Origin of the sequence: Alloyangia mangrovi (genome assembly GCF_002300555.2) — a bacterium.
GTDB classification, from domain to species: Bacteria; Pseudomonadota; Alphaproteobacteria; order Rhodobacterales; family Rhodobacteraceae; genus Salipiger; species Salipiger mangrovi.
This window is the reverse complement of record NZ_NTHN02000035.1, coordinates 31,894-55,142: the sequence shown is the minus strand read 5'-3', so window position 1 is coordinate 55,142 and position 23,249 is coordinate 31,894. Positions and strand designations below refer to the sequence as shown.

At 67.2% G+C, this 23,249-nt stretch carries 20 protein-coding genes and 3 pseudogenes; 11 read left to right on the top strand and 12 right to left on the bottom strand.

What is annotated here, in order from left to right:
- Together CLG85_RS17805 and CLG85_RS17800 are read right to left on the bottom strand one after the other, a co-directional pair.
- Positions 1-248: pseudogene (locus tag CLG85_RS17805) on the bottom strand (leucyl aminopeptidase family protein); the annotation flags it as partial.
- Positions 249-388: 140 nt separating this feature from the next.
- Positions 389-811, bottom strand: a complete 423-nt coding sequence (locus tag CLG85_RS17800; protein WP_235865373.1) for a hypothetical protein — start codon at positions 809-811, stop codon at positions 389-391.
- Between the two features lie 148 nt (positions 812-959).
- Between CLG85_RS17800 and CLG85_RS17795 the strand changes: the two genes are divergently transcribed.
- The gene (locus CLG85_RS17795; protein WP_095881969.1) at positions 960-1,607 is read left to right on the top strand and encodes a carbonic anhydrase; all 648 of its coding nucleotides are present in this window, start codon (positions 960-962) and stop codon (positions 1,605-1,607) included.
- Between the two features lie 27 nt (positions 1,608-1,634).
- Here CLG85_RS17795 and CLG85_RS17790 read toward each other — a convergent pair whose 3' ends face one another.
- The 3 genes from CLG85_RS17790 to CLG85_RS17780 all read right to left on the bottom strand — a co-directional run bounded on the left by CLG85_RS17790 (position 1,635) and on the right by CLG85_RS17780 (position 3,846).
- A complete protein-coding gene (locus tag CLG85_RS17790) occupies positions 1,635-2,015 on the bottom strand; it encodes a hypothetical protein (RefSeq protein WP_260349764.1) in 381 nt (126 codons plus the stop codon).
- Between the two features lie 408 nt (positions 2,016-2,423).
- Positions 2,424-2,567 (bottom strand): hypothetical protein, encoded by a 144-nt coding sequence (locus CLG85_RS17785; protein WP_176476569.1) that lies wholly within the window; start codon positions 2,565-2,567, stop codon positions 2,424-2,426.
- 256 nt (positions 2,568-2,823) lie between these two features.
- Positions 2,824-3,846, bottom strand: coding sequence for an aspartate-semialdehyde dehydrogenase (locus CLG85_RS17780; RefSeq protein ID WP_095881967.1), 1,023 nt, complete (start codon positions 3,844-3,846; stop codon positions 2,824-2,826).
- A gap of 346 nt (positions 3,847-4,192) precedes the next feature.
- On the opposite strand from CLG85_RS17780, the gene CLG85_RS17775 reads away from it, so the two are divergent.
- Complete coding sequence (locus CLG85_RS17775; protein WP_095881966.1) at positions 4,193-6,163, top strand: polysaccharide biosynthesis protein; 1,971 nt, start codon at positions 4,193-4,195, stop codon at positions 6,161-6,163.
- A 102-nt stretch (positions 6,164-6,265) separates the two neighbouring features.
- Here the strand turns inward: CLG85_RS17775 and CLG85_RS17770 are convergent, their stop codons facing one another.
- Positions 6,266-7,108, bottom strand: coding sequence for an LOG family protein (locus CLG85_RS17770; RefSeq protein ID WP_095881965.1), 843 nt, complete (start codon positions 7,106-7,108; stop codon positions 6,266-6,268).
- 74 nt (positions 7,109-7,182) lie between these two features.
- On the opposite strand from CLG85_RS17770, the pseudogene CLG85_RS17765 reads away from it, so the two are divergent.
- Positions 7,183-8,099 (top strand): annotated as a pseudogene (locus tag CLG85_RS17765) (threonine/serine dehydratase).
- Between the two features lie 101 nt (positions 8,100-8,200).
- Here the strand turns inward: CLG85_RS17765 and CLG85_RS17760 are convergent.
- The gene (locus CLG85_RS17760) at positions 8,201-8,596 is read right to left on the bottom strand and encodes a VOC family protein (protein ID WP_095883737.1); all 396 of its coding nucleotides are present in this window, start codon (positions 8,594-8,596) and stop codon (positions 8,201-8,203) included.
- 111 nt (positions 8,597-8,707) lie between these two features.
- On the opposite strand from CLG85_RS17760, the gene dapD reads away from it, so the two are divergent.
- The 3 genes from dapD to CLG85_RS17745 all read left to right on the top strand — a co-directional run bounded on the left by dapD (position 8,708) and on the right by CLG85_RS17745 (position 10,380).
- Positions 8,708-9,535 (top strand): 2,3,4,5-tetrahydropyridine-2,6-dicarboxylate N-succinyltransferase, encoded by an 828-nt coding sequence (gene dapD, locus CLG85_RS17755; RefSeq protein ID WP_095883736.1) that lies wholly within the window; start codon positions 8,708-8,710, stop codon positions 9,533-9,535.
- Between the two features lie 170 nt (positions 9,536-9,705).
- Complete coding sequence (locus CLG85_RS17750) at positions 9,706-9,948, top strand: GlsB/YeaQ/YmgE family stress response membrane protein (RefSeq protein ID WP_095883735.1); 243 nt, start codon at positions 9,706-9,708, stop codon at positions 9,946-9,948.
- Positions 9,949-10,032: 84 nt separating this feature from the next.
- Positions 10,033-10,380: a DUF8846 family protein gene (locus CLG85_RS17745; RefSeq protein ID WP_095883734.1), complete on the top strand. Its 348-nt coding sequence runs from the start codon at positions 10,033-10,035 to the stop codon at positions 10,378-10,380.
- A gap of 6 nt (positions 10,381-10,386) precedes the next feature.
- Here CLG85_RS17745 and ade read toward each other — a convergent pair.
- Positions 10,387-12,085: pseudogene (ade, locus tag CLG85_RS17740) on the bottom strand (adenine deaminase).
- A gap of 167 nt (positions 12,086-12,252) precedes the next feature.
- On the opposite strand from ade, the gene choX reads away from it, so the two are divergent.
- Both choX and CLG85_RS17730 read left to right on the top strand, forming a co-directional pair.
- On the top strand, positions 12,253-13,173 hold the full coding sequence (gene choX / locus CLG85_RS17735; protein ID WP_095883732.1) for a choline ABC transporter substrate-binding protein: 921 nt from the start codon (positions 12,253-12,255) through the stop codon (positions 13,171-13,173).
- A gap of 156 nt (positions 13,174-13,329) precedes the next feature.
- Positions 13,330-15,435, top strand: a complete 2,106-nt coding sequence (locus tag CLG85_RS17730; RefSeq protein WP_095883731.1) for a methyl-accepting chemotaxis protein — start codon at positions 13,330-13,332, stop codon at positions 15,433-15,435.
- A gap of 96 nt (positions 15,436-15,531) precedes the next feature.
- On the opposite strand, the gene CLG85_RS17725 is transcribed toward CLG85_RS17730, so the two are convergent.
- Together CLG85_RS17725 and CLG85_RS17720 are read right to left on the bottom strand one after the other, a co-directional pair.
- A complete protein-coding gene (locus tag CLG85_RS17725; protein ID WP_095883730.1) occupies positions 15,532-16,140 on the bottom strand; it encodes an enoyl-CoA hydratase/isomerase family protein in 609 nt (202 codons plus the stop codon).
- Positions 16,137-16,886, bottom strand: a complete 750-nt coding sequence (locus CLG85_RS17720; RefSeq protein WP_095883729.1) for an SDR family oxidoreductase — start codon at positions 16,884-16,886, stop codon at positions 16,137-16,139. The genes CLG85_RS17725 and CLG85_RS17720 overlap by 4 nt, the downstream gene beginning before the upstream one ends.
- 133 nt (positions 16,887-17,019) lie before the next feature.
- Here CLG85_RS17720 and CLG85_RS17715 point away from each other — a divergent pair, with 133 nt between their 5' ends.
- On the top strand, positions 17,020-18,597 hold the full coding sequence (locus CLG85_RS17715; RefSeq protein ID WP_095883728.1) for a DUF2125 domain-containing protein: 1,578 nt from the start codon (positions 17,020-17,022) through the stop codon (positions 18,595-18,597).
- 117 nt (positions 18,598-18,714) lie between these two features.
- On the opposite strand, the gene CLG85_RS17710 is transcribed toward CLG85_RS17715, so the two are convergent.
- Positions 18,715-19,932 carry a UbiH/UbiF/VisC/COQ6 family ubiquinone biosynthesis hydroxylase gene (locus tag CLG85_RS17710; RefSeq protein ID WP_260349759.1) on the bottom strand — a complete coding sequence of 406 codons (1,218 nt, stop codon included), beginning with the start codon at positions 19,930-19,932 and terminating at the stop codon, positions 18,715-18,717.
- Positions 19,933-20,052: 120 nt separating this feature from the next.
- On the opposite strand from CLG85_RS17710, the gene CLG85_RS17705 reads away from it, so the two are divergent.
- A complete protein-coding gene (locus tag CLG85_RS17705; RefSeq protein ID WP_260349758.1) occupies positions 20,053-21,381 on the top strand; it encodes an amidase in 1,329 nt (442 codons plus the stop codon).
- Between the two features lie 62 nt (positions 21,382-21,443).
- Here CLG85_RS17705 and CLG85_RS17700 read toward each other — a convergent pair whose 3' ends face one another.
- Positions 21,444-22,619 carry a lytic murein transglycosylase gene (locus CLG85_RS17700; protein WP_095883707.1) on the bottom strand — a complete coding sequence of 392 codons (1,176 nt, stop codon included), beginning with the start codon at positions 22,617-22,619 and terminating at the stop codon, positions 21,444-21,446.
- Between the two features lie 243 nt (positions 22,620-22,862).
- On the opposite strand from CLG85_RS17700, the gene CLG85_RS17695 reads away from it, so the two are divergent.
- On the top strand, positions 22,863-23,231 hold the full coding sequence (locus CLG85_RS17695; protein WP_095883708.1) for a response regulator transcription factor: 369 nt from the start codon (positions 22,863-22,865) through the stop codon (positions 23,229-23,231).
- Positions 23,232-23,249: the final 18 nt, after the last annotated feature.

Genomic DNA, 23,249 nt, shown 5'->3' with positions numbered 1-23,249 from the left:
CCGGCGGCCAGCGCGAAGCGGGTGCGGCGGCGGCGGGCGGCGGTGCCATAGCCGAGCAGAGCTGCCTCGGGAGCGCCGCTCTCGCCGGGAATCATCAGCGCATTGCCGATCTCGCCCGCGAAGCCGCTGGCCTCCACCCAGGTGCGCACGCGTGCGGGCTGGTCTGCCAGCCAGCTCTCCAGCGCCTCGGCCTCGATCACATGCAGCGGCAGGGCGCCGGCGTCGGCGGGTGCGAAAGTCAGGTTCATGAAGGTCCCCTTGGTCGGTTTGCGCCGAGCCTATCGGAGCCAGCGGCACCCGCAAGGGGGCGGGCCGCCGGAACCTCCGGCGGTGACGCCCGCGTGAGAAGACGCAGGCGCCCCCGAACCCGCCGGGCGCGCGCCGGGCCTCAGACCCCCTGATCCTCCATGTCCCATATGGCGTAGAGCGATCGCTCCCCGACCCGGCCGAGCCGCGCCACGGTGGCCGCCAGCGCCACGAGGTCGCCATCGTCGAGGCAGGTCAGCACATCCTCGGAAATCCGCGCGACCGAGCACATGCCAAGACATTTCGCGATCCCGCCGAGCTCGCGCGCATGCCGGGAGGCATCCTGCCAGCGGCCCTGCGCGTGGACCCGATCAAGCTCGCCGAGCCGATAGGCCAGCTCCTCCATCGCGCGGCATAAAGCATTTTCCGCGTCGGACGGGCCGAGCCGGGCGAAGATCTCCTCGAGCGGCTGCGGGTCGAGCCCGGCCTTCTCGAAGGGTGCGAGCACAGCGATCTGGGTCACCGCCCTGGCGCCTGCGGGGCCGGACGTCAGCGATTTGGTCACCGCCCTCTCCTCATCTCTGCGCCCCCACGGCAGCGCCGTCATAGCGGGCCCAAGTTCCCAAAAGGTTAGATGTCGGTGTTTCTTCTCTCGAATTCCGCGACAATCCCGCGTATTCCGTCCAAGGCTTCAAGTTGCTTGGAGGATCGAGATGCACAACGCCAAACCGCTACCCACCTACCTTGTTCAGAGGTTCCAGGGCTGGAAGGCGACCAGCTATGCCGAGAACTCCGCGTGGTACCGACGCCTCGCCTCGGAGGGTCAGCACCCGCGCGCCATGATCATCTCGTGCTGCGACAGCCGGGTGCACGTCACCTCGATCTTCGGGGCGGACACCGGCGAGTTCTTCATTCACCGCAACATCGCCAACCTCGTGCCGCCCTACAAGCCCGACGGCCAGCAGCACGGCACCTCGGCGGCGGTCGAATATGCGGTCACCGCGCTCAAGGTCGCCCATGTCATTGTCATGGGCCACTCCAGCTGCGGCGGCGTGAAGGGCTGCCTCGACATGTGCTCGGGCAATGCACCCCAACTCGAGGAGAAGTCGAGCTTCGTCGGGCGCTGGATGGACATCCTGCGCCCCGGCTACGACCGCGTGGTCGAACGCAAGCCCGAGGACATGGCTCGCGCGCTGGAAAAGGAATCGGTGCTGGTCTCGCTCGAGAACCTGATGACCTTCCCCTTCGTGCGCGAGGCCGTCGAATCGCAGGACCTGTCGATCCACGGCCTGTGGCACGACATCGGCAGCGGGTCGCTGGAATGCTACGACCCCAAAGCCGACGGCTACGTCGTCGTCTGAGCAGCCCTGCGGCTCAGCGACTCTGGCTCACCCCTGAAGCCTGGCGCTCAGCCCGTCGCGGCTGAGCCGAAGTGCCGGGCGCCCGAGCCGCGCCGCAAGACCCCGCAGGGGCGCACCGAGGCTGCGCCCCGTGCAAATCTCCGCCCCACTGTCGAGCCGGTTGAGAATCATCCGTCCCGCACGAAAGCCGAGCCCGAATCCCTTTTCCCTCAGCCGCATGACCAGATCGCCCCAACTGGAGGCAGCTTCGATCTGCGGCAGAACAACCATGCGAAGAAGCGCCGCGGTTTCGGAATCGAGATCGCCCGGCATCGTGTCGGGCGCGCAGTGTTCTTGAGAGGTGGAGGAGGGGAGGAGTGGCGAAGATTCGCCGAAAAAAAGGCGCTGGCATGGCGCCGGAACGATCAAGACTATCCATTGCTCAAATCTCGTCCATACTGAAAACACGGCGAGTGTACCACGGATCGACCCCGGACCGGATCACGTTTGACGACGGCATGTGACGGGAGGGACGTGACGGGTGCTATTCGGCGGAAGGATCGGCGGCCGTCGACCGATCGACAAGAAAACCAGCGGGGCCCGCGACCACCTGACCACGCGCCCCGCCATTACTGGTACTACACACACTCACGCTCTCCGAAACACTCGGAGACCCCCGCGTCCATGCCGGCACTCAAAACAACACCGCCGGCAAAACTCAACGCGACACGAGGGTCGGTGGGGGCTCGAAACTCCCCGCCCCCGGGGGATAACTCGCCTTGTTACGTGGCGACCTCAGGTCGCCGAGGCGGCACTCGTGAAAATCCTTTGGTCCCTTCAGGCCGGCAGGCGAAAGCCGCGCAGCAGGCGCGCCATCAGGGTGGGCATCGGACGGCTCCGCCGGCTCAGCAGCGACATGTCGCGGGCAGCAACGGCAACGATGCGGCGGCCACGGGCGACGTCTGCGAGGTCAATGGTCATGTCGGCACTCCTCTAACTGGCTGCGCCTTCTGGCGGGTGCGGCGGAAACCGTCGCTGTCGATGCACCTTTTCTACCAGCAGGTGCATTGTCCGCCCATCCTGACGGCGGAGTAGGTGCCGTTCCCAGTGGGCGAGGCCCACCTATCCCAACGGATGGGGTGTGATCCGAATTTCTGGGAAATGCTTATAAACATAGTAAAAACCCGCCCCCTTTCGGAGGCGGGCGTTAAGGATTTGTTAGTAATTTGGGAGAGCCTCAGCCCTTCTTGAGCACTTTCTGCCCAAGCACCTCTGCAATCTGCACGGCATTGAGAGCCGCGCCCTTGCGCAGGTTGTCCGAGACGCACCAGAGGTTCAGGCCGTTCTCGATCGTGCTGTCCTGGCGGATCCGGCTGATGAAGGTGGCGAAGTCGCCCACGCATTCCTTCGGGGTGACGTAGCCGCCATCCTCGCGCTTATCGATCACCATGATGCCCGGTGCTTCGCGCAGGATGTCGCGTGCCTCGTCCTCGTCGAGGAAGTCCTCGAACTCGATGTTGATTGCCTCCGAGTGGCCGACGAAGACCGGCACCCGCACGCAGGTTGCGGTGACCTTGATCGACGGATCGACGATCTTCTTGGTCTCGGCGACCATCTTCCACTCTTCCTTGGTCGAGCCGTCTTCCATGAAGACGTCGATGTGCGGAATGACGTTGAAGGCGATTTCCTTGGGGTACTTCTTCGGCGGCACCTCGGAGACCGGGTTATAGACGGCCTTGGTCTGCTCCCAGAGCTCGTCCATGCCTTCCTTGCCCGAGCCCGATACCGACTGGTAGGTCGACACGACGACGCGCTTGATCTTTGCACGGTCGTGCAGCGGCTTCAGCGCCACGACCATCTGGGCGGTCGAGCAGTTGGGGTTCGCGATGATGTTCTTCTTGGAATAGCCGAACACCGCGTCTGCGTTCACTTCCGGCACGATCAGCGGAACGTCCGGATCGTAGCGGTAAAGCGAGCTGTTGTCGATCACGACGCAGCCCGCCGCGGCGGCCTTGGGCGCGAATTCCTTGGTCGGCCCCGACCCCACGGCAAAGAGCGCCATGTCCCAGCCGGTGAAGTCGAAGGTGGCGAGATCCTGGGTCTTGAGTGTCTTGTCGCCGAAGCTCACCTCGGTTCCCAGAGATTTTCGCGATGCAAGCACGGCGATCTCGTCGACCGGGAACTCGCGCTCGGCGAGGATGTTCAGCATTTCACGGCCCACGTTCCCCGTGGCACCGGCAACAACGACCTTGTAGCCCATGGTTCTGGCTCTCCTTCCTGGATGCTGCGCGCGAGTGGATCCCGCGATGCAGGCTGGCGCGCGTCTTATCGCATGCCACCTATATCGGGAAGGGCTGTTTTCCACTGTTTCCCGGCCACCGGCGGGCCCATGCTGCGAAATAACCACGCTTCCGGCGAACTTTGCCCCAAAACCCCGGAATGCCGGGAGTTTTCCTTCTCCGCCGCCGATTTTCGTGGCATTGAAATCGCATTCTAGGGAAGAAATCCGCTCTTCCCCGCGGAAGCAGCATCTCCGCTCTTGTCCAATGTTTAGGCAGGTGCGTAGATCATGAACGTATTTGAAGACTATTTGGGCAGAAGCAACAATGCGGCGAACGACTAAGAGGCAGCAGAATTTCCAAAGCCGCACCGGTGCCGCCAAGACGCGATCACGCCCCAGCAAGACAAGGCTGCGCTTCTACAGATCTGCCATCTCCCTGTCCCGCCCGCAGAAACAGGTCATCTTCCTCAGCCTCGACATCGTCATGATCGCCGTCGCGCTCGGCCTTGCGCTGATGCTGCACGCGATGGTGCGTGCCGGCCTGCCAAGTGCCGCGCAGCTGACTCCGCTGGTGATCCTGATCATGCTCGCGGGCGGCGCGATCTCCTGGCACCTGCAATTGCCGCGGATCAAGCTCAACGCCTTCGAAACCCGGGCGATCACCCGCACCGCGCTCTTCTCGGTGCTGACCGCGGTGGCGGCGCTGGTCATCGATGCGCTGCTCTCCCCGGGGCTCGCCATTCCGGTCTACTTCAACTTCGGCATCCTTCTCATGGTGCTCAGCGCCTTCTGGCGGATCGCGCTGCGCCACGTCACCATCGTCGCCTACCGCCGCACCAAGCCGCGGATGCGGGTGCTGATCTACGGCGCCGGCAAGACCGGCCAGCAGCTGGTCGCGGCGCTGCGTCAGGACGATGCGATCGAGCCGGTGTGTTTCGTCGACGACAACCCGACGCTGCAATCGCTGGTGGTCTCGGGGCTGCGCGTGCATGCGCCCTCGACGGTCAAACACCTGATCGAGACCCGCAACATCGACCGCGTCGTGCTCGCCATGCCCTCGATCCGCCCGCCCGAGCTTGCGCGCATCGCCCACCGGCTGCGCGCCATCGGCTGCGAGGTCCACGCCCTGCCCTCCTTCGCCGAACTGGTCGGCGAGGGCGAGCTGCGCAAGCGCGTTTCGCCGGTGTCGCTCGATGACCTGCTCGGCCGCGGCCGGCTCGAGAGCGAGCTGCCCGGCGTCAGCCACGCCTACTCCGGGCGCCGCATCCTGATCACCGGCGCCGGTGGCTCGATCGGCTCCGAGCTCTGCCGCCAACTCCTTGGCTGCAAGCCCGAGTGCATCGTCGCACTCGATCACTCGGAACTGGCGCTCTACAACATCGATAAGGAACTGCGCGACCTCTCCGGGGACGGGCTCAAGATCACCCCCGTGCTCGGCTCGGTGCTCGACGAGACCCTCATCGCCCGCGTGCTCGAGCAGTACCGCATCGACGTGGTGCTGCATGCCGCCGCCTACAAGCACCTACCGCTGGTGGAAAACAACGTCATCGCCGGCATGCGCAACAACGTGCTGGGCACCAAGGTGATCGCCGAGGCCGCGCGCGAGGCCGGGGTCGAGCGCTTCATCCTCGTCTCCTCCGACAAGGCCGTGCGCCCGACCAATGTCATGGGCGCCTCGAAACGCCTCGCCGAGCTGCTGGTGCAGGATCTCGCCACCCGCAGCAGCGACACCCGCTTCTCGATGGTGCGCTTCGGCAACGTGCTGGGCTCCTCGGGCTCGGTCATCCCGCTCTTCGAAGAGCAGATCGCCCGCGGCGGCCCGGTCACCCTCACCGACACGCGGGTCACCCGCTATTTCATGACCATCTCCGAGGCGGCCCGGCTGGTGCTGCTCGCCGGGTCCTTCTCGCGCGGCGGAGACGTCTTCGTGCTCGACATGGGCGAGCCGGTTCCGATCCACAAGCTGGCCCGCCAGATGATCGAGGGCGCCGGCTACACCGTGCGCGACGACACCACCCCCGACGGCGATATCGAGATCAAGGTGACCGGCCTGCGCAAGGGCGAAAAGCTGCACGAAGAGCTGCTGATCTCCACCGACATGCTGACCACGCCGCACCACAAGATCCTCCGCGCGCAGGAGAGCTACCTGTCGGAGTTCGAGATCGCCACCGCGATGAAGGACCTGCGCCAGGCCATCGGCGAGCGTGACGAGGAGTTCGCGCGCGAGATCATCGCGCGCTGGGTCGAGCGCTGCGAGGATGTGCCGGCCAAGACGGAAGAGAAACAGTCGCTCTGACCTCAGGCCCGGCAGGGTCCGTCGCAGCGGAAACGAGCACGAAAACGAACACGAAAAAGGGGCGCGGATCACGCGCCCCTTCGTCTTTCATGGAACCGCGCGTCAGCGGCCCGGGATATCGCTCCGCGCCGGCGCCGGATCCCATTCCTCGATGATATGCGCTGCCTCTTCCGCGCTCTCGACGAAGCGGAAGAGATCGAGATCCTCGGGGCTGATCGTTCCCGCCTCCTGCAGCGCCTCCCAGTTGATGATCGTCTCCCAGAAGCTGCGCCCGAACAGCAGGAAGGGCACCCGTTCCATGCGCCCGGTCTGGATCAGTGTCAGCGCCTCGAACATCTCGTCGAGCGTACCGAAACCGCCGGGGAAGACGCAGATCGCCCGCGCCCGCATCAGGAAGTGCATCTTGCGGATCGCGAAGTAGTGGAAGTTGAAGCACAGGTTCGGCGTCACGTATTCGTTCGGCGCCTGCTCGTGTGGAAGCACGATGTTGAGCCCGATCGATACGCCGCCCGCCTCCTCGGCGCCGCGGTTGCCCGCCTCCATCACGCCCGGTCCGCCGCCGGTGGTGATGACGAACTCCCGGTTGCCGGTGGCGATCGACTTGCGGGTCATCGCCTGCGCAAACAGCCGCGCCTCCTCGTAGAAACGCGACAGATCCGCCAATGTCTGCGTCCGCGCGCCGTCCTTGTGCTCCGGCGCGGGAATCCGCGCGCCACCGAACAGCACGATGGTGCTCTCGATCTGCCGCTCGTCGAGCTCGAGCTGCGGCTTCAGCAGCTCCAGCTGCAGCCTCACCGGGCGCAGCTCCTCGCGGCATAGGAAAGCCTCATCGGCAAAGGCGAGGCGGTAGGACGGGGCGCGCGTCTGCGGCGTGTCCGGGATCTGCTCGGCAGTCTTGCGGTCACGTCCGGCGTCGCGGAAGATGGAGTGGCGTTCGTCATTCATGTCGGCCGTCCTTGTTCTGCTCAGACTCTGAATATAGCGTGCCCTGCGGCAAGAGCATCAGAGGAAAACGGAAAATGGACTGGAAAGCCGAGATCGCCGCCGCCGCGGAGCGCAGCACCGCCTACGTGCAGCGCACCCCGGTGATGCGCAGCGCGGTGCTGTGGGAACACCCCGTCGACCTCAAGCTCGAACATCTCCAGCACACCGGCAGTTTTAAGGCCCGCGGCGCCTTCAATACGCTGCTCAGCCTGCCGGTGCCCGGCGCCGGGGTTGTCGCGGCCTCCGGTGGCAACCACGGCGCGGCGGTCGCCTACGCGGCCACGCGGCTCGGTTATCGCGCCCAGATCTTCGTGCCCGAGATCGCCGGTACCGCCAAGATCGCGCTGATCGAGCGCACCGGCGCCGCGCTCACCGTGGTGCCGGGTGAATACGCCAACGCGCTGGAGCAGGCCCGCGCCTATGAGGCCGAGACCGGCGCGATGCAGGTCCACGCCTATGACGCCGTCCCCACACTCGCCGGGCAAGGCACCTTGATGCGCGAATGGGAACAGCAGGGCCTCGCCGCCGATACCGTGCTGATCGCCGTCGGCGGCGGCGGACTGATCGGCGGCGCGCTCGGTTGGCTGCAGGGCGCGCGCCGGGTCGTCGCCGTCGAGCCGCAACAAGCCCGCACGCTGGATGCGGCACTGCAGGCCGGCGCCCCGGTCGATGTCGAGGTCTCCGGCGTCGCCGCCAATGCCCTCGGCGCCCGGCGTATCGGCAGCCTCTGCTTTGGGCTGGCGCAAAGGCACCTCGCCCGTCGCGTCACCGTCACGGACGCCGCGATTGTCGAGGCGCAGCGCGCGCTCTGGCAGGCCCACCGCCTGCTGGTCGAGCCCGCCGGGGCCACCGCGCTCGCTGCGCTCCGCTCCGGCGCTATCGCCCCGAGCCGGGCGAGCGCGTGGCCGTGCTGCTCTGCGGCGGCAATATCACCCCCGACCCGCTCGCCTGAGCCCGCCGCGTTCTTCTAGGCTCAAATATCCCGGGGGGTGGCCGCAGGCCGGGGGGGCAGCGCCCCCCCTCTCCCCTCGCCGTCCCGCGCCGGTCAGCGGATCACGAGAATCGCCCGCTGCGCTCCAGCACCTCGATCTGATAGCCGTCGGGGTCGGCAATGAAGAAGAACCGCGCCACCACCTCGCCCGCGGGCGCAAATTCCACCAGCTTGCGCGGCGCAAGGCCCGCCGCGGTGAGCCGCGCGTGCTCTGCCTCAAGGTCGGCGACCGAGACCGCGAAATGGCCGTAACCGTCGCCGAGCTCGTAGGGCTCGGTCCGCTCCTTGTTCACCGTTAGCTCCAGCTCGAAGCCGCTCTCGGGAGCGCTGAGGTAGATCAGGGTGAACTCCGGAAAATCCAGCCGGTCCGCAACCTTCAGCCCGAAGGCCGTGTCGTAGAAGGCAACCGAGCGCGCTTCGTCGAGCACGCGGATCATGCTGTGGATGGGTTTTGCCACGGGTCTCTCCTGTCTTGGCCTGCCTTGCAGGGGCGGCCCGGCGACGTCTCGCATTGTCGCGGCGGCACCCTGCCGCTATAGGGCAGTAAACCCGGACGACAGGAGACGCAAATGTCCAACGCCCAGCTCGAGACCGCCATCGAAGCCGCCTGGGAGGCGCGCGACACGATCACCCCCGCAACCACCGGTGAAACCCGCGAGGCCATCGAGGACACGCTGAACGCCCTCGACAGCGGCACGCTGCGCGTGGCGGAGAAACAGGCGGACGGCAGCTGGCACGTCAACCAGTGGGCCAAGAAGGCGGTGCTGCTCGGCTTCCGCATCAAGGACATGGAGCAGCATGACGGCGGCCCGCAGGGCTCCGGCTGGTGGGACAAGGTTGACAGCAAGTTCAAGGGCTGGGGCGAAAACCAGTGGAAGGCCGCGGGCTTCCGCGCGGTGCCGAACGCCGTCGTCCGCAAGTCGGCCTATATCGCGCCGGGCGTGGTGCTGATGCCGTCCTTCGTCAACCTCGGCGCCTATGTCGACAGCGGCACCATGGTGGACACCTGGGCGACCGTCGGCTCCTGCGCGCAAATCGGCAAGGGCGTGCATCTCTCGGGCGGCGTCGGCATCGGCGGCGTGCTCGAGCCCATGCAGGCCGGGCCGACCATCATCGAGGACAATTGCTTCATCGGCGCCCGCTCCGAGGTGGTCGAGGGCGTGATCGTCCGCGAGGGCTCGGTGCTCGGCATGGGCGTCTTCCTCGGCCAGTCGACCAAGATCGTCGACCGCGAGACCGGCGAAGTCATGTACGGCGAAGTGCCGCCCTACTCGGTGGTCGTCGCAGGCTCGATGCCCTCGAAGAACGGCGTCAGCCTCTACTGCGCTGTCATCGTCAAGCGCGTCGACGAGAAGACCCGCTCGAAGACCGGCATCAACGAACTGCTGCGCGACTGAGCGCGCGGGTCCCGACCCGGCAGAGCATTTGAGAAGGGGCGCCGTGCGGCGCCCCTTTCTTTTGCCCGCGCGCCATGGCGCACCCGACGCCCTGTGCGCCCGCTCTGAGGAACCATTTTCCGCCCAAGGCGTTCCCCTAGCGTCACTTTTCCAAATAGGGGATACGTACCATGGGTCTCGGAATTATCGCGTCCATCATCGTCGGCGGGCTTGCCGGCTGGATCGCGTCGATGATCATGAAGGCCGACACCGGCATTCTCACCAATATCATCCTCGGCATCATCGGCGCCGTGGTGCTGAACCTGATCCTCTCGGTGGTCGGCATCTACGCCGCCAACACCTGGATCCCGCAGCTCATCGTCGGCATCATCGGCGCCGTCCTGCTGATCTGGGGCTACCGAAAGCTTCGCTGAGCCTGCCCCCCGCCGCGTGCCCTTTGCTTGACAGCGGCGCGCGGCTTGCCCATTGCGGAGGGCAACCACCGCGGAGCGAAGAATATGGGCAAGAAACCGTCAAAACAGCAGGTCTACACGCTCCTGGTCGAAGTCGGCCGCAAGGATGGCGACGGCCTTCCCAAGGGCGCGACCGGCGCCGGGCTGCTCTGCTACGCCTCGGGCGTGGACGAGGCCGAGGCGGTGCGCGAGACCGTGGCGATCCTCAAGCAGGCCGACATGAACCCGCTCGACGTGACCGGCTACGGCACCGAGGAAGAGCGTGTCGCGCAGGGCATGGAGATCGACGAGGCCGAGCGCGAGCTGATGGCCCGCGCACTTGAGGAAAACTCGGTGATCGTCGCCCAGGTTACGCCGTTCTACGACGATGACGAGGACGACGACGAGGAGTGATCCCGCTCAGCCGGGGATGATCTCGAACTTGGTGACATCCACCATGCCGCGGTCGGTGATTTTCAGCGCGGGGATTACCGGCAGCGCAAGGAAGGCAAGCTGAAGGAAGGGCTCCTCCAGCGTCACGCCAAGACTGCGCGCCGCGGCGCGCAGCTCGACCAGCCGGTCGCGTACCTCTTCGAAGGGCAAGAGGCTCATCAGCCCCGCCACCGGCAGCGCCAGCTCGGCGAGGATCCTCCCCTCGGCCGCTACGACGAAGCCACCCTCTATCTCCGCCAGACGGTTCGACGCCAGCGCCATGTCGGCGTAATCCGCGCCGACGCAGGCGATGTTGTGATGGTCGTGGCAGACGGTCGAGGCGATCGCTCCCTTCTGCAGCCCGAAGCCGCGCACGAAACCCGTGGCGATATTGCCGTTCTTGCCATGCCGCTCGACCACCGCGATGCGGATCAGATCGCGCGCCACGTCGGGCGCCTTGTCACCGTTCTCGATAACCACTGTCTCGTGCAGGTGGTCGGTGAGGATCTGCCCCTCGCGGATGCCGATCACATCAGTCTCCTCGCGGTTGGCGGTGGCGCGGAAACTCTGCGCGTCGAGCCTCGGTGCATGCACCGAAGAGCGCCCCACCTCGGGGATCGTCTCGCGCGCGGCAAAGGCGGCATCCTCCACCACCACGCCGCCTGCCAGCACCAGCTGCGCGTGGCACCCTTCAAGGCTGTCGATGGCGACGATATCCGCCCGCTTGCCCGGCGCGATCATGCCGCGGTCCTTGAGACCGAAGGCCTCGGCCGCCGACAACGACGCCGCACGGTAGGCAGCCAAGGGCGGCGTACCCAGTTCGATCAGCGTGCGGATCATGTAATCGAGATGCCCGTGCTCGCCGATGTCCAGCGGGTTCCGGTCGTCGGTGCAAAGGCACATGTAGGGCGAGGTCCGCTCGCTTAGCAGCGGCTGCAGCGCGTGCAGGTCTTTGGACACCGACCCCTCGCGGATCAACACCCGCATCCCCTTGCGCAGCTTCTCCAGCGCCTCCTCGGCGCTGGTCGCCTCGTGCTCGGTGCGGATGCCCGCCGCCACATAGGCATTGAGGTCCCGCCCCGACAGCAGCGGGCAATGGCCGTCCACATGCCCGCCTTCGAAGAGCTTCAATTTCTTCATCGCCTCGGGATCGCGATGGATCACCCCGGGGTAATTCATGAATTCCGCCAGCCCGATGCCCGAGGGATGGCCCATCAGCGCGGCGATATCCTCGGCCAGCAGCTCGGCCCCGGCGGTCTCCATGTGGGTGGAAGGCACGCAGGACGACAGCTGCACCCGGATGTCCATCAGCGTGTGCGCCGAGGCCTGCTGGAAGTAGCGGATGCCCGCCGCGCCGATCACGTTGGCGATCTCATGCGGGTCGCAGATCGCCGTGGTCACCCCGCGCGGCGTCACGCAGCGGTCGAACTCGAAGGGGGTGACCAGCGAGCTCTCGATGTGCAGATGCGTATCGATGAACCCGGGCACCAGGATCGCGCCCGCCACGTCGATCTCCTCGCGCCCCTCGTAGCTCTCATAGACCCCGACGATCGTATCCTCGCAGATCGCCACGTCGCCCGCGATCAGCTCGCCGGTGACCAGGTCGAGGATGCGCCCCCCCCTTGAGCACCAGGTCCGCCGCCTCGTCGCCGCGCCCCTGCGCGATCTTCGTCTCGAGTTCCGCCATTGCCTGCCTCCGTCCGCCGGTCTTGCTGTTGTGCCTTGTTGTCGTGTTTTGCGCAGCCTGCCACAGCCCGCGCCCGAAAGGCGAGAGGCCTTGCGCGCCGCCCGGTTGCAAAGCATTGGCGAAGGGCGCTTACTTGCGCGCACAAAGAACCAACAGGGGACAAGATCATGACTATTTGCCGCCTCGCGCTCTTCGCCGCGTTGGCCAGTGCCGGCGCCGCACAGGCAGATTGCGACAGCATCACTTTCTCGGACGTCGGCTGGACCGACATCACCGCCACCACCGCCGCCACCACCGTTGTGCTGCAGGCCCTCGGCTATGACACCGACATCAAGGTGCTCTCGGTGCCGGTCACCTACACCTCGATGGACCGCGGCGACGTCGATGTCTTCCTCGGCAATTGGATGCCCACGATGGAGGGCGACATCGCCCCCTACCGCGAGAAAGGCTCGGTCGACACCGTCCGTGCCAACCTCGAAGGGGCAAAGTACACGCTGGCCACAAATGCCGCCGGCGCCGCACTCGGCCTCACCGATTTCGCCGACATCGCCGCCCATGCCGATGAGCTCGACGAGACCATCTACGGCATCGAGCCGGGCAACGACGGCAACCGGCTGATCCTCGACATGATCGAGGCCGATGCTTTCGGTCTCAGCGCGTTCGACGTCAAGGAAAGCTCCGAGCAGGGCATGCTGGCGCAGGTCGACCGCGCCACCAAGCGTGACGAGCCGATCGTCTTCCTCGGCTGGGAGCCGCATCCGATGAACGCCAACTTCGACCTCACCTACCTGTCGGGCGGCGACGACTGGTTCGGCCCGGATTTCGGCGGCGCCACGGTCTACACCAACACCCGCGCCGGCTATGTCGAGGAATGCCCCAACGTCGGCAAGCTACTGGAGAACCTCGAATTCTCGCTGCAGATGGAGAACGAGATCATGGGCGCGATCCTCAACGAAGGCACCGACCCCGACAAGGCCGCCACCGCCTGGCTGAAGGCCAACGCCGGCGTGCTCGACAGCTGGCTCGACGGCGTCACAACGCTGGACGGCGGCGACGCCAAGGCAGCCATGACCGCCGCGCTGAACTGACACGAAGCTCCGGCGTCCCGCTCGGATCGGGCGGGGCGCCATAAGACCGTTCAATTTCGCGACATATTCCTGCCCGCCCGCTGGCGCCGTTCAGCAAGTCTTCACCTGTCCGGGTCCACAAGGTCCATGCTTGCCCTTCTGGACGGAATTCTGCCAATGAGCCTGCGACTGATGCTTCTCGGCGCGCTCGGACCCCTTCTGGCGCTGGTGTTCTTTTTCTCCGGGCAGGAGGTGCTGCGCCTGAACCGCAACGCCGAAACGCTCGAGCGGGTCGCGCGCATCGCAACCGAGGCCGAGGTTTTCGCCGACCTTGTGCACGAGCTGCAGAAGGAACGCGGCTATTCAGCCGGCTTGACCTCGTCCCGTGGCAAGAATTTCGCCGCCGAGCTGGTGGCGCAGCGCAGCGCCACCGACGCCGTACTTGCCGGGTTCTTCGACGCCGTGCCCGAGGCCGAAGCTGCCGCCACCACAACCATGGCCAACCTCCGCAAGCAGATCGCCGCCCTCCCCGACCTTCGCGAAAAGATCGATCGCTTCACCCTGACCGTGCCCGAGCTGGCCGGGACCTACACCGCGTTGGTGAACCTGCTGCTCGCCGCCGGAAGCCACATGCGTGACATCGCGCGCTCCCCGGCGACAGGCGCCCTCATGGAGGCGCATGAAGAAATCGGGCTCGCCAAGGAAAGCGCCGGGCTCGCCCGGGCCATGGGCGCCACCGGGCTCGGCACCGATGTCTTCCCACCGCAGGTGCACCGCCGCTTCATGGAGCTCACCGCCCGTGAAAACGCCTCCCTCGCGCGCGCGGCGCTGGTTCTCCAGGACCCTGCCCTGCTCGACGATCTGCGCGCCACACCCGCCGCTCAGGCCGTGGCACCGATGGTCGAAATGATCTCGGCTTTGCCCTACGGGGGCGAGCGCGGCGCGCTCACCGCCCCTGCCTGGTTCACTGCCTCGACGGCCTGGATCGATGCGCTCCGCGAGGCCGAGACCCGGCTCAGCAAGAAAACCTCGGCGCTGGCGCTATCCACCGCGCAGGAGGCGCGCAGCACCCTCATGATCACAGGTGCGCTGACGCTTCTGGCCGCCCTCGCCATGGCCGGGATCGGGGTGCTGATCGCCGAGTTCGTCACCCGGCGGCTCGGGCGGCTCACCACGGTGATGATGGAGTTCGTCGACGGCCGGTTCGAGGCTTGGGTGCCCCACATCAACAGCCGTGGCGAGATCGGACGCATGGCGCAGTCGATCTATCGCTTCAAGCAGCTCTCGCGGGCCGCCATCGAAAAGCGCGCCGAGGACGAGGCCCGGCTCAACGCCCGCCACCAGCAGGTGGTCGATCTCGTCACCGAGGGGCTGAACGCGTTGGCCCGGGCCGACCTGACATTGCGTTTCGACGAGCCCTTGGCCGAGGAATACGACGCGATCCGCAATGACTTCAACACCGCCACCGCCCGCCTGCGCGAAGTGATGCGCGCCGTCTCCGGCACCGTCGGAGAGATCGAGCAACGCTCGCGCGGGCTGCGCGGCTCGGCCGCCGATCTCGCCGAACGCACGGCCGCGCAGGTCGAAACCATCAGCAGCACCGCCGAGACAGTCTCGGGGCTGACAAGCACGCTGGCAGAGACCAATGGCGCGCTGAAGGACGTGAAGGACCTCGCCGACGAGGCCAAGGGACGCGCCGACCGCTCCGGCGAGGTGGTACGCAATGCCGTGGCCGCCATGGATCGCATCGCCGAAAGCTCGGGGCGCATCGCGCAGATCACCGCAGTGATCGAGGATATCTCCTTCCAGACCAATCTCCTGGCACTCAACGCCGGGGTCGAAGCCGCGCGCGCCGGCGAGTCGGGCAAGGGTTTCGCCGTGGTCGCCATGGAAGTGCAGGGGCTCGCCAGCCGCTCCGCCGACGCCGCGCTCGAGATCAAGGGGCTGATCGAGGAAAGCGCCCGCGAAGTCAGCGGCGGCGTCAACCTCGTAGGCGAAACCGGCGAGGCGCTGCAGGCGATCCTCGAACAGATCCTCCGGGTCGACGAGGTGCTCTCGAACATCAGCGCCGCCGCCGAGGCGCAGAACCGCGAGCTTCAGGGCGTGAACAACGCCATGACCCGGTTGCGCGACCTCACCTCGCAGAACATCGAGGTCGCCGATGCCAGCCGCGACGCCTCGACCGAACTCGCCGAGGGCGCACAGCGGCTGTCGGCGCTGGTCAGCGAATTCGACCTGCGCGCCCCGCAGGACGCCCATCCACCGCATAGCCGTGCGGCCTGAGCCATCACCTCCGGGCCGCGTGCACAAGCCTTCCGCGCCCTGGACATGTCTACCGGGTGACCGACCCACGCGCACCGACGGTGGGCGCGCCCTGCCTCAGGAGATGAGCGCCTTGATCCCAGCCGCATGCGCCGGGTCGGCGGCCAGCGTGTCCTCGGCCAGAGAGCGCGCCGTGGCCAGCAACTCCTCCGGCGCCACAATGCGATCGATCAGCCCCCAGTCTTGCGCTTCTTCCACCGGCACCTTCTGCCCCGCCATCAGAATCATCTTCGCCCGCGCCGGGCCTACCAAAGCTGCAAGCCTCACCGGATCCGAGGGCTGCGGCAGGAAGCCCAGCTTCATCACCGGATAGAAGACCTTGGCCCCCGGCACGGCGATGCGCAGGTCACAGGCCAGCGCCATGCCCATGGCCCCGCCCGCCAACGTGCCGTTGAGCGCGCAGATGGTCAGCCCCGGCAGCCCTGCGATGGCACCCGACAGCCGTTCCCAGAGCCCCGAGGTCGCGAGCCCCGCCCGCGCCGCCTCGAGGTCCGCCCCGGCCGAGAACACGCGTCCGGTGCCGGTGATCACCAGCACCTGCGCCGAGCGGGCCGCCTCGGCGATCTGGCAGAGGCGCTCCAGCATCTCCGGAGTCAGCGAATTGGCCTTCTCGGGACGGTCGATCACCACCAGCCAGTAGCCGCCCTCCTGCGCGAGCGAGATCATGCGACGCCGATCGCGCGGCGCACCGCCTCGTCGCGCAGCGAAACCTCGCCGCCGAGGTAGTCGTCGGTCTCGGACCCGCACATCCAAAGCAACGCTTTTGCCACCCACTCTGGCGGAATGTGGTCTTCCCAGTTCAGCTCGCTGACCGGGTTCACCCCAGAGGCCTTGATCGTGCGCTGCATCTGCGTCGCCACCGTGCCGGGCGAGAGCGAGATCGCGCGGATGCCCCGGTCGCGGTACTCGGCATCGGCCATGCGGGTCAGCATCAGCGCCCCCGCCTTCGAGGCACAATAGGCCGACCAGCCCTCGAGCGGGTGATGCGCCGCACCCGAGCCGATGGTCAGCACCGTGCCGCCACCCGCCGCCAGCATCAGCGGCAATGCCGCGTGCATGCCGTGGTAGACGCCCTTGAGGTTGACGTCGATCACCTGCCCCCAGGCGCCCGGATCGGCCCCGGCAAGCGGCGCGATCGGCTCGATCACCCCGGCATTGTTCACCAGCACGTCAATCCGGCCGAAGGCCGAGACGCAGGCCTGCACCGCCTGGTCCATCTCCCAGTAGCGCGAGATGTCGCAGGGGATCGCCATCGCCTTCGGCCCGATCTCGCCGGCCAGCTCGGCCACCGCCTCGCGGCCCCGGGCGACCAGCGCCACATTCGCCCCGGCTTCGGCAAAAAGACGCGCCGCCGCTGCGCCAATCCCCCGGCTCGCGCCGGTGATCAGCGCGGTTTTCCCTGTCAGGTCCATGGTTTGCCCCATCGCTTGCAGAATCCCTCTCTTGGTAAACACTGGCTTACCCACGGTCCAGCCTCTTGACCCTAACGCTGGGGGAGGCGAACTCTAGGCCATTGTTTACGGCCTACGTCTGAAAGGATTGGATATGCGGTTTCTCACTGGGGGTCCGGGGGCGGGTCATGGCGCTCGCCTGGGCGCAGGTCTGACGGTCGGAGCGGCAGCTCTGACCCTGGCGCTGCCCGCCAATGCCGATGTCACCCCCGCCGAGGTCTGGGATGACCTGTCAGAGCTGCTCAAGGGCGTCGGCTACGAGGTCTCGGTCACCGAAAGCGAGAGTGGCGGCAACCTGATGCTGGGCGATCTGACCCTGCGCATGGCGATCCCAGAGAGCGAAGACCAATCGGCGGGCGATGTCACCCTGGGCCTCGCCGATCTCACGCTGGAGGACCTCGGCGACGGCACGGTCGGGCTGCGCTTCCCGAGCCCCATGCCGATCGAGGTGCGCGTCACCGAAGAGGGCACGGAGCCGGTGGAGATGACCCTCGAGCTGGCCCAGGACGGACTCAGCCTCGTCGCCTCGGGTGATCCCGACGCGCTGAATTACGCCTACAGCGCCGAGGCCACCAGGCTCGAGCTGGTGCGCCTGCTGGCGGAGGGCAAGGAGCTGTCCCGCGACGTGTTCAGCGCCAGCCTCGCCACCGGCCCGCTCTCCGGCAACTCCGAGGTCGCCACGACGGACGGCAAGCGCCGCTACAGCCACAGCTACCAAGCGGACGAGCTGCGTTACGACCTCTCGGGCAGCGATCCCGAGCAGTCGGACAGCACCGGCCAGGTCTCGGGCCGGGTGACCGGCCTGACCAGCCGAGGCGAATCGGTGATCCCCGAAGTGGACCCCAACAGCGATGCCGCCGCGATCATGGGCGCCGGTTTCGAGGGCAGCGGAACGCTCACCTTCGACAGCGGCCAGACCACCTTTGCCCTGACCGACGGCGGCGAGACGATGACCGGCAGCAGCAGCTCGCAGGGTGGCTCACTCGAAGGCGCGATCGACGGGACCCGGATGAGCTATGCCTTCGGGCTCAAGGCGCTCAGCTACGAGGCCGAGGGCGGCGATCTGCCCTTCCCGGTCAGCGCCGCGGTCGATGAGCTTGCTCTGAATCTGTCAATGCCGCTGGCCAAATCCGACACGCCACAGGACATGGCCCTCGGAGTGACCCTCGGCGGGCTGACCCTGTCGGACGCGATCTGGGGTATCTTCGATCCCGGCGCCACGCTGCCGCGCGATCCGGCCACGCTGGCCTTCGACCTTACCGGCAAGGTGACGCCGCTGGTCTCGGTCTTCGACCCCGCCGGGCTGACCCGGCTCGAGCAGGAAGACGCCGCCCCGGCGGAGCTGAACGCGCTCACCCTCAACAGCCTGACGCTCTCCGCCGCCGGCGCAAAAATCACCGGCCAGGGCGAGGTCGCCTTCAACCAGGAGGACACCGAGAGCTTCGGCGGCATGCCCGCGCCCGAAGGCAAGGTGACGTTCAATCTCAGCGGCGCCAACGGGCTCATCGACAAGCTGATCGCCATGGGGCTGCTGAGCCAGCAGGACGCCATGGGCGCGCGGATGATGCTGGGGATGTTCACCGTTCCGGGCTCCGAGCCCGATACGCAGACCTCGACCATCGAGATGAACGACCAGGGCCAGATCCTCGCCAACGGCCAGCGGATCAAGTGACTCCCGAAAAGAACAGCGGGCGGTTGACTGCATCCGCCCGCTGTTTGCTTTGCATCCACCCAACTCTTTTCGAAGAGAGTTGCAAACTCCTTCAAAGGAGCTTGGCCGACCCCAGACTTATTTTGCCATAAGGTCCGGCAGCTCGCCGGTCAGCCCCGCCGCCTCGCGCACGAAGTTTCGGCGCAGGCCGGGCAAGCCCTGAACCAGCGCCATGCCGAAGTCGCGCCCTGCCCGAAGGATCGGGTTGTCGTTCGAGAAGAGCCGGTTGAAGAGGTCCGTCGCCGCCGCCAGCGCCGCGGTGTCGAAGCGCCGCCAGCTCTGGTAGCGCGCCAGCACCAGCGGCGAGGCCATGTCCTCGCCACGCCGCTGCGCATGTGTCAGCACATGCGCCAGAGCCGCCACGTCGCGCAGCCCGGCGTTGAGCCCCTGCCCGGCGATCGGATGCATGCCATGCGCGGCATCCCCTACCAGCGCCAGCCGGTCGGCGACGAAGGCATTCGCCAGCGTCAGCCCCAGCGGGTAGGTGTAGCGCGGCCCTGCGAGGGAGATCTCGCCAAGGAAGTCGCCGAAGCGCGGGTGCAGCACCTGAAGGTACTCGTCGTCGGGGAGGGCGTGGATGGCGCGGGCGAGTGCGTCCTTCTCGCTCCAGACGATCGAGCTGCGGTTGCCGGTGAGCGGCAGGATCGCCAGCGGCCCGCTCGGCATGAAGAACTGATGCGCGACGCCCTCGTGCGGCAGTTCGTGGGCGATGGCGCAGACCAGTGCGGTCTGCCCGTAGCTCCAGCCCATGCGCCGGATCCCGGCGCGCGCGGCGGTGCCGCTGCTGCGCCCGTCGGCGCCGATCAGCAGCCGCCCGCGCAGGGTGCCGCCATCGGCCAGCGTCACCGTCACGCCCGAGACGTCCACCGCCTGCCCGACCACCGTCGCCGAGGCGCGGTGGCTGATCAGCGGCTCGGCGGCCATGGCCTCGAGCAGCGCACGGCGCAGGAAGCGGTCCTCGACCATATGGCCCATCGGGCCTTCCTCGATCTCCGCGGAGGCGAAATCGAGCCCGAGGAAGACCTCGGCCTCGCCGACGCGCCCGTCGGTGACACGGATCGCAGTCATCGGCTGGGCGTCGGGCGCCAGCTGCTCCCAGAGCCCGAGGTTGGCCAGCAGCCGCACCGAGGCCAGCGCCAGCGCATAGGCGCGGCCGTCGAACTCCGGCTCGGCCCGCAGCTCGGCGGGCAGGGCGTCGATGACGGTGGCGCTGAGACCGGCCTTGGCCGCCGCCAGCGCGAGGGCGGGCCCGTTGAGGCCGCCGCCGATGATGAGCAGATCGCTGTCCTGTGTCATGGGGCGTACTATGGTCCTGCGGGTGGGATTGTCCATGCGCCGCCGTGCCGCTACCGTCGCGCCGATCGAAAAAAAGCAAAGCCGCCCAGGATGGAAGGCGGCTTCAACAAGGATAACGGCATGACGGACTGGACAGGGAAAAGCGCGGCAGAACTGGGGCGGGCGATCGGGGCGGGCGAGGTCGACCCGGTCGAGCTGGCGCAGGCCTATCTCGACAAGATCGCGGCGCACCCGCTGAAGGATCGCATCTATGCGCGGGTGACGCCCGACCGCGCGCTGGCCGAGGCGAAAGCCGCAAGCGATCGCGCCAAGGCGGGCATGCGCCTCTCGCCGCTCGATGGTGTGCCGGTGAGCTGGAAGGACCTCTTCGACACCGCCGGCGTGGCGACCGAGGCCGGCTCGAAGCTGCTCGAGGGCCGCGTGCCCGAGAGCGATGCCAAGGTGCTGCAGACCGCCACCGCCATGGGGCTCGTCTGCCTTGGCAAGACCCACCTGTCGGAGCTGGCCTTCTCCGGCCTCGGGCTGAACCCGGTCACCGCCACCCCGCCCTCGGTCAATGATGCCGAGGCGGTGGCGGGCGGTTCCTCGTCGGGCGCCGCGGCCTCGGTCGCGTTCGGCCTCGCCGCCGCGGCGGTGGGTTCGGACACTGGCGGCTCGGTGCGCATCCCCTCGGCCTGGAACGACCTTGTGGGCCTCAAGACCACCTGGGGCCGGTTGTCGCTGGTCGGCGCGGTGCCGCTGGCCTCGCGTTTCGACACGGTCGGCCCGCTGTGCCGGACCGTCGAGGATGCGGCGCTGATGCTCGCCGCACTCGAAGGCCGCCGCGCCCCCGACCTGACCGGCGCCTCGCTGAAGGGCGTGCGCCTTGCCGCGCTGACCACCATCGTCATGGACGACCTGCGCCCCGAACCCGCCGCCGCCTACCAATCGGCGCTGGAGCGCCTGGAAGCCGCGGGTGCCGAGATCGTGCCGCTGGATGTGCCCGAGGTCGCCATCCCCATGGGCGATGCCGCAGTTCTCTACACCGCCGAGGCCTGGGCCACCTGGCGCAATGACATCAGCGCGCGCGGCGACCTGATGTTCGCGCCGATCCGAGAGCGCTTCGAGGGTGGAAAAGCCTTTGGCGCCGCCGAGTACCTTCGGGCCTGGGACCGGATGATGGAGGCCCGCGCCGCCTGGGCCAAGTCCACGGCGGGCTTCGACGCGGTGCTCTGCCCCAGCGCGCCCAACCTGCCGCCCAAGGTCGACCGGCTGCTCAGCGACGACGACTACTACGTCACCGAGAACCTGCTAACCCTGCGCAACACCCGGGTCGGCAACGTCATGGGCCTCTGCGTCACCACGCTGCCCACCGGGACGCCGAGCTGCGGGATTTCGCTGATGGCCGCCCCGATGGAGGAGGACCGGCTGCTGCGCCTCTCCGCCGCCGCCGAGGCCGCCCTCGCCTGAGCCAGGAACAAAGCAGGCCGGGCGTCTTGCGCCCGGCCCTTCCTGCACCCCCAGAGCTTCGCTCAGAAGCCCTGCAGCAGCTCCGCCGTCGGCCAGCCATCGACCGGCAGGCCCATTTCGGCCTGCACCTTGCGCACCGCGCTCCGCGTGCCCGCGCCGAGGATGCCATCCGCCTCGCCTACGTCGAAGCCACGCGCCTGAAGCTTGCGCTGCAACTGCTGCATCTGCGGCCCCGAAAGACCCGGTGCCGGACTGCCCGCGTCATAGACCGGCGCGCCCTCGAGCCTTGTCGCGAAATAGCCCGCGGTCAGCACGTAGGTGAAGCTCTGGTTCCACTCGAAGAAAACCCGGAAGTTCGGATAGGCGATGAAGGCCGGACCGCCCCGCCCCTGCGGCAGGATGATCGAGGCCTGCAGCCGCCCGTCATCCAGAGCGCCATTGCGCCCGGCAACCCCGAGCCGCTCCCATTCCGCGACGGTCAAACTCGTCTCGAGCCCGGTCATAGACCAGTCGAACTCCGCCGGCAGGGTGATTTCCTGCAGCCAGGGCTCGTTGGGGCGCCATCCGAGACCCGAGAGCATCCGCGCACCCGACATCAGCGCATCAGGCACCGAGGTCTTGAGCCGCACGTGCCCGTCGCCATCACCATCGACGCCGTTTTCGATGATGTCGCGGGGCAGCATCTGCACCATGCCGATCTCGCCTGCCCAGGCGCCAGTGGTGGTGGCCGGGTCGAAATCACCATGCTCGTAGAGTTCGAGCGCCGCGATCAACTGCGGGCGGAACAGCTCGGGCCGGCGGCAGTCATGCGCCAGCGTGGCTAGCGCATTGGCAGTGTTGAAGTTGCCCTGGTAGCCGCCGTAGTCGGTCTCGAAGGCCCAGAAGGCCAGCAGCACACCGCGCGAGATACCGTATTCGCGCTCGATCCGGTCAAAGACCGCATCCCACTCCTCGGCCTTGCGGCGGCCCTTGTCGAGCCGGTCTTGCGAGATCAGCTTGCGCGAAAACTCGATGAAGGGGGCCTGGAAAATGCCCTGCGCCCGGTCGGCCTTGAGCACCTTTGGATCCTGCCGCAGCCCCGAGAAGAAGCGCGCCGCCCTCTCCGGCTCCGCGCCCTGCGCCACGGCCTCATCCGACACCCCGCGCAGGAAGCTGCGGAAGTCGCCGCCGCAGGGCGCCGATTGCGCCTGCGCCACCACGGGAAGCAGCAGGGCGGTCAAGAAGGGCAGGACACGCATGGACACCTCGCACAAAGACTGCCCCCACCCTATCAGCCCGCGACAGGCTGGCAAGCAGGCCGGGCTCCGCGCCGATCACGCAAGGTTGCAGGCTTTGTGAGCGAAATGTTTCAACTGCTAACCGAAATTAATCTTTTGTTTAGGAAGCCATCCGAAAACGAAGAAGAAGGGTCAAAACCAGCTAAAAACGGGAACGGATAACGGTCAGCTGCGGGCAAGGGGGTGTCTGCCGGGAGATGATGAATGAAAGTCCTCATCGTACAAGGTAATCAGACCCTCGCCGGGAGTTGGTGTCGCCATCTCGAAGGCAATGGCGCCGACGTCCTCGTGGCGCAGGATCAGGACGGCGCAACCCGGCTGATCCGCGACGAGGATGTCGACGTGATCGTGCTCGACCTGATGCTGGCCGCGGGCAGCGCGCTCGCGGTCGCGGATTTCGCCTCTTTTCGACAACCCGACTGCCGCGTCGTCTTCGTGACGGACTCGCCGGTTTTCTCGGACGGCTCGATCTTCCGGCACTGCGCCAATGCCTGCGCCTACCTGCCAACGGCCACGGCCCCCTCCGATCTGGCGGCCATGGTCGAGCATTACGGCGCGCGCTGCGCGGTCTGAGCTCTGAACGGTCTCGGG

Bases quoted from the DNA above. Each gene is read 5' to 3' on its own strand.
- CLG85_RS17795 (WP_095881969.1), top strand. From the start codon at position 960: ATGCACAACGCCAAACCGCTACCCACCTACCTTGTTCAGAGGTTCCAG.
- CLG85_RS17785 (WP_176476569.1), bottom strand. From the start codon at position 2,567: ATGACCATTGACCTCGCAGACGTCGCCCGTGGCCGCCGCATCGTTGCC.
- CLG85_RS17780 (WP_095881967.1), bottom strand. From the start codon at position 3,846: ATGGGCTACAAGGTCGTTGTTGCCGGTGCCACGGGGAACGTGGGCCGT.
- CLG85_RS17775 (WP_095881966.1), top strand. From the start codon at position 4,193: ATGCGGCGAACGACTAAGAGGCAGCAGAATTTCCAAAGCCGCACCGGT.
- CLG85_RS17770 (WP_095881965.1), bottom strand. From the start codon at position 7,108: ATGAATGACGAACGCCACTCCATCTTCCGCGACGCCGGACGTGACCGC.
- dapD (WP_095883736.1), top strand. From the start codon at position 8,708: ATGTCCAACGCCCAGCTCGAGACCGCCATCGAAGCCGCCTGGGAGGCG.
- CLG85_RS17750 (WP_095883735.1), top strand. From the start codon at position 9,706: ATGGGTCTCGGAATTATCGCGTCCATCATCGTCGGCGGGCTTGCCGGC.
- CLG85_RS17745 (WP_095883734.1), top strand. From the start codon at position 10,033: ATGGGCAAGAAACCGTCAAAACAGCAGGTCTACACGCTCCTGGTCGAA.
- choX (WP_095883732.1), top strand. From the start codon at position 12,253: ATGACTATTTGCCGCCTCGCGCTCTTCGCCGCGTTGGCCAGTGCCGGC.
- CLG85_RS17730 (WP_095883731.1), top strand. From the start codon at position 13,330: ATGAGCCTGCGACTGATGCTTCTCGGCGCGCTCGGACCCCTTCTGGCG.
- CLG85_RS17725 (WP_095883730.1), bottom strand. From the start codon at position 16,140: ATGATCTCGCTCGCGCAGGAGGGCGGCTACTGGCTGGTGGTGATCGAC.
- CLG85_RS17720 (WP_095883729.1), bottom strand. From the start codon at position 16,886: ATGGACCTGACAGGGAAAACCGCGCTGATCACCGGCGCGAGCCGGGGG.
- CLG85_RS17715 (WP_095883728.1), top strand. From the start codon at position 17,020: ATGCGGTTTCTCACTGGGGGTCCGGGGGCGGGTCATGGCGCTCGCCTG.
- CLG85_RS17710 (WP_260349759.1), bottom strand. From the start codon at position 19,932: ATGACACAGGACAGCGATCTGCTCATCATCGGCGGCGGCCTCAACGGG.
- CLG85_RS17705 (WP_260349758.1), top strand. From the start codon at position 20,053: ATGACGGACTGGACAGGGAAAAGCGCGGCAGAACTGGGGCGGGCGATC.
- CLG85_RS17700 (WP_095883707.1), bottom strand. From the start codon at position 22,619: ATGCGTGTCCTGCCCTTCTTGACCGCCCTGCTGCTTCCCGTGGTGGCG.
- CLG85_RS17695 (WP_095883708.1), top strand. From the start codon at position 22,863: ATGAAAGTCCTCATCGTACAAGGTAATCAGACCCTCGCCGGGAGTTGG.